We start from the raw sequence: 5,616 nt of genomic DNA, 5'->3' as shown, positions 1-5,616 counted from the left end.
TTTTAAAACAAATTTAAATATACCATATAAAAATAATTATAATCTATATTTTTAAATTGCTTAAGTTGACGACATTGTGCAATCGCTACTGTAATTGCTAATGTCGTAAGTTCAATTTTGTTATTTGTGAAGCTTATTAAAACAGATAGTGTTATTCATTTGAATATAAATGAGCTGAAAATTAATAAAAATATATTTAGAAAAATAATGCAAATCGGGCTTCCAACAGGAATTCAAAGTGCTGTATTTACAATAGCAAATATATTGATTCAATCTGCAATAAATAGCCTTGGAACAATTGTTATTGCAGCCTCAAGCGCCGCTTTTAACATTGAGATCTTCGCTTATGACATATTAAATTCTTTCAGTCAGGCCTGTACTACATTTACAGGACAAAACTATGGAGCAAAACAGTTAAAGAGGTGTCAAAAAATACTTATTCTATGTATTTTAGAAGATGCAACAGCTCTAATACTTTCAATTACTTTAGTACTTATCTTTGGAAAAGAGTTAATTTCTATATTTAATAATGATCCACAGGTAGTTGAAATAGGATATACAAGACTTTTGATGGTATTTTCAGCATACATATTCAGCATGCTATATGAAAATATGTCTGGATATCTACGAGGATTCGGAATTTCACTTATGCCCGCATTACTTACTATTATAGGTGTCTGCTGTGTACGAATCATATGGATTTATACTGCTTTTCCAATTCACAGAACATTTACAACAATTATGATGGCATACCCCATAAGTTTGTCTATAACAGCATTACTAATTTTTATTGCAGTTATGGTATACCGACCATCACATAAATTACAAATAAATAAAGGAGACATGCAATAATGAAACAAAATATAAAAAGTCGTATTACATTAAACAATGGAATTTCAATGCCTATCATTGGATATGGAGTTTTTAGAATGACTGACCCAATAAAATGTGAAGAAGCAGTTGTTCAAGCAATTCAAGCAGGATACCGTCTGATTGACACTGCTGCTGCTTATGAAAATGAAGAAGCCGTGGGACGAGCAATCAAGCAATGTGGCATTCCGCGAGAAGATTTATTTATTACAACTAAACTTTGGGTTACAGATACAAATTATGAAAAAGCAAAAGATGGATTTTCACGTTCTCTAAAAAGACTAGGATTAGACTATGTTGATTTATATTTGATACATCAGCCATATAATGATTATTATGGAGCATGGCGTGCTTTGGAAGAATTATATGAAGAAGGAAAAGTAAAATCTATAGGTGTAGATAATTTTACTCAGGATAGACTTGCTGATTTTCTATTTTTTAATAAAATAAGACCTGCTGTAAATATGATTGAGTGTAATGCTATTTTCCAACGTGAAGATGAAAGACAATATTTAAGTGAACAGAATATTGTTATGGAAGCATGGTCACCTTTAGCTGCTGGACAAACAACTCTTTTTAATAATCCATTGTTATGCCAAATTACAAATGCACACAATAAATCCGTTCCTCAGATTATTCTTAGATGGCTTGTTCAAAGAAAAATTGTACCAATTGTAAAATCTGAAAATCCTATAAGAATGAAAGAAAATCTAGATATTTTGGATTTTACGTTAACAGAAGATGACATGAGGAAAATTGAAATATTAGATACTGGACATACTTATGCAACACCTCGAAACACTGGAGAAGCAGTTACCAGTTTCCTTGAAAGATCAAAATTATACAATGTATAAAAAGATAAAAAAATAATGTATTTCCAGCTCTCTTATGCTAAAACAAATGCAAAAGATTGATGGTATACTCCATTTTCCTCAATATTCAGACTAATAGTTAAAATTACCTGACACATGTATAAATTACATATATTTATCTGAATCAAAACCTTTTATTATACAACACAAAATACAAATGAACTGCTCCCTGTCAAATAGACAAAAAGAGCAGTTCATTTTTACTACAATACCATAAAACCTTGTAATTACCGGCATATATTACCACATATTCATTTTTTATATTTATAAGGTCAAGTATATTTCTTAGATTTTTTAAAAAAACAAAATTTCTATATAAATCAAATTTTCTAATCAATATTCAATTATTTAAACATCAATTATGATCATCTCTATTTATTATTATATCATAACCAAATAATCAACTTCTTAAGTATAACTTAAATTCTTCTAAGGTATTAAAAATTATATTAAATACAAATTCTGTTCTTCTTTAGTTTTTACTTTTCTAAGCAGATTTATTAAACCACTATATAAATAATTTAAATTCTTTTTCATATGCAAACATTATTCTTCTATTTTATATATTTTTATCTATTATTTATATTAAATAAACCATATTTTCTTTTTTTATATAAAATGTTACAATATCTATATACTCACTAAAAAAGATTATTACATAAAAACAAATGTATATAATTTTGTATGTATAATCTCAGATAAAATCAATCCTTTAAATTGAATCGAAATACTCCAAATATAACAATCTTCAAAAATAAAGATGTGGGTTACAGCATCAAATCTGAAAAATGTTTAATAATTAGGAAAGGAGAGTTACTGCAAAAACAAGTAACATTATAAAAAGTATTTTATAATTTTTTCAGTAACAATAAATTTATGGCAACTTACGTATTAATTCATGGAGGATGGTGCGCTTCATGGTGTTGGGATTTTAATGTTAAAACTTTAGAAAATGCAGGTCATAAAGTAATTTGCATTGATTTACCTGGACATGGTACTAATAAAACGATAGACATTGAACATGTTACTTTGAAGGATCACGTTAATTATATTGAAAATTTCCTATCAGGTATTGATACTCCTGTTATTTTAGTGGCACATTCAATGTCTGGTATGATTATTTCACAGGTAGCGGAAGATATGCCGCAAAAGGTTGAAAAATTGGTTTACTTTGCAGCATTTTTACCTGAAGGTAATGTTACAATGACAAAGTATCTTGAAGAAGACATCTGGACTGCTGTTAGTCCTGAAACTACTGTTAATCTTCCAAATGGCTTATGCACATTTGAAGAAAAATTTGCAAGGAACATGGGATTTAATACAAGCAGTGACGAAGTATTTCAATATTCCATCAGTAAAATGCAGCTTGAAAATCCAACCATGTGGAATGAGCCAGTCAACTTAGGCAGTAATTTCAAATCAATCCCTAAATATTACATCCATACTTTAAAAGATAATTGTTGTTCTTATTATATCCAAAGAGTTATGTGTCATAGACAACCTGTTGTAAAAGAATACTATTTGGATTCAGATCATGTTGCAATGCTATCCCACTCTGAAAAAACAAATGAAATCTTATTAGATATTGCAAAATAATAACTGCTACAAAATATCCCTCAATTAAATTCGATAATAATGTAAGGAGAAAATTAAAATGAAAGAAGGACTTATATTTGAGCATATCAAAAAAACAAACAAGATATTATTAGCTAATATGGCTGCAGGAATTTTAATAACAGGTATACTTTCAGCATTGGGAATGGTTCATTATATGGCTTGTGTATTTATGACTTTAGGCACTTTTATAGGAATTATTCTACTATTCAAAAAAGGAAATCCTAATATAATTGCAAATATACTGTTAATATTTGCTGGACTTGCTTTCGGTATAAATATGCTATGTTTAAGTGATGCATCTGCAATTATGGGAGCTGTAATACTGTCTGCTTCAGCTATATATTTAAGAAGAAGATATCCTGCTCTTATGGGAGTATACATATTATGTATATTGAGCTATATGTATTTTAAAATGCAAAGTTTCACTTTAATAGAATATGCAATAAATGTATTGTCATTGACATTTGTTACTGTAATATTATTTTTCATAACATTACAGGGAGCTAATTTAATAAATATAGCTACTGAAAAAGAACTTAATGTAAAAGACTTGTTAAATAAATTACAAGATAATATGGATATAGTTACTGATAATACTAAATCATTAGATACAGATATATCAAACTGCTACGAAAAACTGGAATCATTAAAAAGTCTTAATAACTCTGTAAGCAATGCTATAGAGGAAATAACTCAGGGTGTTGTAACTCAAACAGAAAATGTATGTGAAATAGATGAAATGATGAATACTGCAAGCAATGAAATGACTTATATTAATACATCATCAGAAAATTTATCTAAAACAGCTAATAATGCTGGAAAGATTGTTTTAAAAGAACAAGTAAATATAAAGAATATGGATAATCAAATGGATATGATTTTTAATGCTTCTGAATTATCATATAATAAGATTCTAAAGTTAAAGGAAAACATTGAAAACATTAACGAATTCTTAGTTGGAATATCTAATATAGCCTCTCAAACCAATCTTCTGGCACTTAATGCCTCAATAGAAGCATCAAGAGCCGGGGAAGCAGGAAAAGGATTTGCAGTAGTAGCTGAAGAAATTAGAAAGCTTGCAGAATCTTCTGAATATATTGTTAAAAAAATAAATTCAATAACAGAAGATATACATGAAAACACTAATAGCGTTTTAGTTGAAGCTAAAAAAGAAAAAGATGCTACAGAAATAGGAAAAACATTGATTAAAAAAGTAACTTATAGCTTTGAAAATATACATAATGAATTTATGAATGTTGATAAAAATTTATTAGAACAGATTAAAAAAATACAGGAGACATCTGTATTATTTAAAGAAATATTTAAACATCTGGAAGAAATTAAATTGATTTCACAAAATAATTCTGCTGCATCAGAAGAATTAAATGCTATAAGCGAAGAAAACAATTCGAATATAGAAAATGTTTATCAATTTGTGAAAAACATCAAAGATTCAAGTAACAAATTACAAACCAACATTTCCATTAAATAAATAAATACTCCCTTTATATAAGCAGTTTTATTATTTTAACTGTCCACTATAAAGGAAGTATTTTATTTTCGTAGGAATATAGTTAATTTAACTCATTAAGGCTAGGAATACTATAAAATCCTATACTTTTTAAAATTTATTATATTACTTTTTCATTTTCATAACATCGATAGCATTATTTAAATGGCAATCAAAATCTTTTACTAACAACGATGCAAATAAAACATCAAAGATATATGTCATAGAAATATATGGCATTAACATTTCAAGACTCATTACAAGATTTTTCTGATAAACTTCAATATACTCACTACATTGCTTTTTTAATTCATCACTTTCAATTCCACCAATTCCTAAAGTATAAATTCCACATTTTTTCAAACATTTTGCTATATGCACCATTCCTGAATTACCACCAGTAAAAGATAAAAGAATAGCTGTAATTTTTCTATTCTTAACTGACATAATGTAATGTTCATTAATTGCACTGTAAACACTACATTCTTTTCCTATAGACTGAAATTTAAACATGGCTGCATTAGCACAAGACTCTGTAATACAAGAACCATAAATATCAATTTTTTCAGCCTTGTTAAGTTCTTTTGTTATTCTTTTTATGGAATCATAATCAAATGTTAACTTTGTATTGCTGATAGCCGTATCATAAAATGAAGGAAGAATATTTACTATATTGGATTGTCAACACTTTTTAATACATTTTTTATTCGGTCATATTTGCAAGTCTATACTCAACTGGAGTCATAT

Annotated in this window: 5 protein-coding genes; 4 read left to right on the top strand and 1 reads right to left on the bottom strand. The window is 27.7% G+C overall.

What is annotated here, in order from left to right; all coding sequences use genetic code 11:
• Positions 1-159 precede the first annotated feature (159 nt).
• The 4 genes from Q0F58_RS16805 to Q0F58_RS16790 all read left to right on the top strand — a co-directional run bounded on the left by Q0F58_RS16805 (position 160) and on the right by Q0F58_RS16790 (position 4,851).
• On the top strand, positions 160-852 hold the full coding sequence (locus Q0F58_RS16805; protein WP_294379019.1) for an MATE family efflux transporter: 693 nt from the start codon (positions 160-162) through the stop codon (positions 850-852).
• Entirely contained in the window at positions 852-1,724 is an 873-nt protein-coding gene (locus tag Q0F58_RS16800; protein WP_294379018.1) for an aldo/keto reductase, read from the top strand. The genes Q0F58_RS16805 and Q0F58_RS16800 overlap by 1 nt, the downstream gene beginning before the upstream one ends.
• Before the next feature lie 894 nt (positions 1,725-2,618).
• Entirely contained in the window at positions 2,619-3,338 is a 720-nt protein-coding gene (locus Q0F58_RS16795; protein ID WP_294379017.1) for an alpha/beta fold hydrolase, read from the top strand.
• 58 nt (positions 3,339-3,396) lie between these two features.
• Positions 3,397-4,851: a methyl-accepting chemotaxis protein gene (locus Q0F58_RS16790; protein WP_294379016.1), complete on the top strand. Its 1,455-nt coding sequence runs from the start codon at positions 3,397-3,399 to the stop codon at positions 4,849-4,851.
• Positions 4,852-4,995: 144 nt separating this feature from the next.
• On the opposite strand, the gene Q0F58_RS16785 is transcribed toward Q0F58_RS16790, so the two are convergent.
• On the bottom strand, positions 4,996-5,460 hold the full coding sequence (locus Q0F58_RS16785) for a MurR/RpiR family transcriptional regulator (protein ID WP_294379020.1): 465 nt from the start codon (positions 5,458-5,460) through the stop codon (positions 4,996-4,998).
• Positions 5,461-5,616 lie beyond the last annotated feature (156 nt).

Source organism: uncultured Clostridium sp. (assembly GCF_934754915.1).
Taxonomy (GTDB): domain Bacteria; phylum Bacillota; class Clostridia; order Clostridiales; family Clostridiaceae; genus Clostridium.
The sequence above is the reverse complement of the archived record's forward strand: the minus strand, read 5'-3'. Positions and strand labels throughout refer to the sequence as shown.

Bases quoted from the DNA above. Each gene is read 5' to 3' on its own strand.
- Q0F58_RS16795 (WP_294379017.1), top strand. From the start codon at position 2,619: ATGGCAACTTACGTATTAATTCATGGAGGATGGTGCGCTTCATGGTGT.
- Q0F58_RS16800 (WP_294379018.1), top strand. From the start codon at position 852: ATGAAACAAAATATAAAAAGTCGTATTACATTAAACAATGGAATTTCA.
- Q0F58_RS16790 (WP_294379016.1), top strand. From the start codon at position 3,397: ATGAAAGAAGGACTTATATTTGAGCATATCAAAAAAACAAACAAGATA.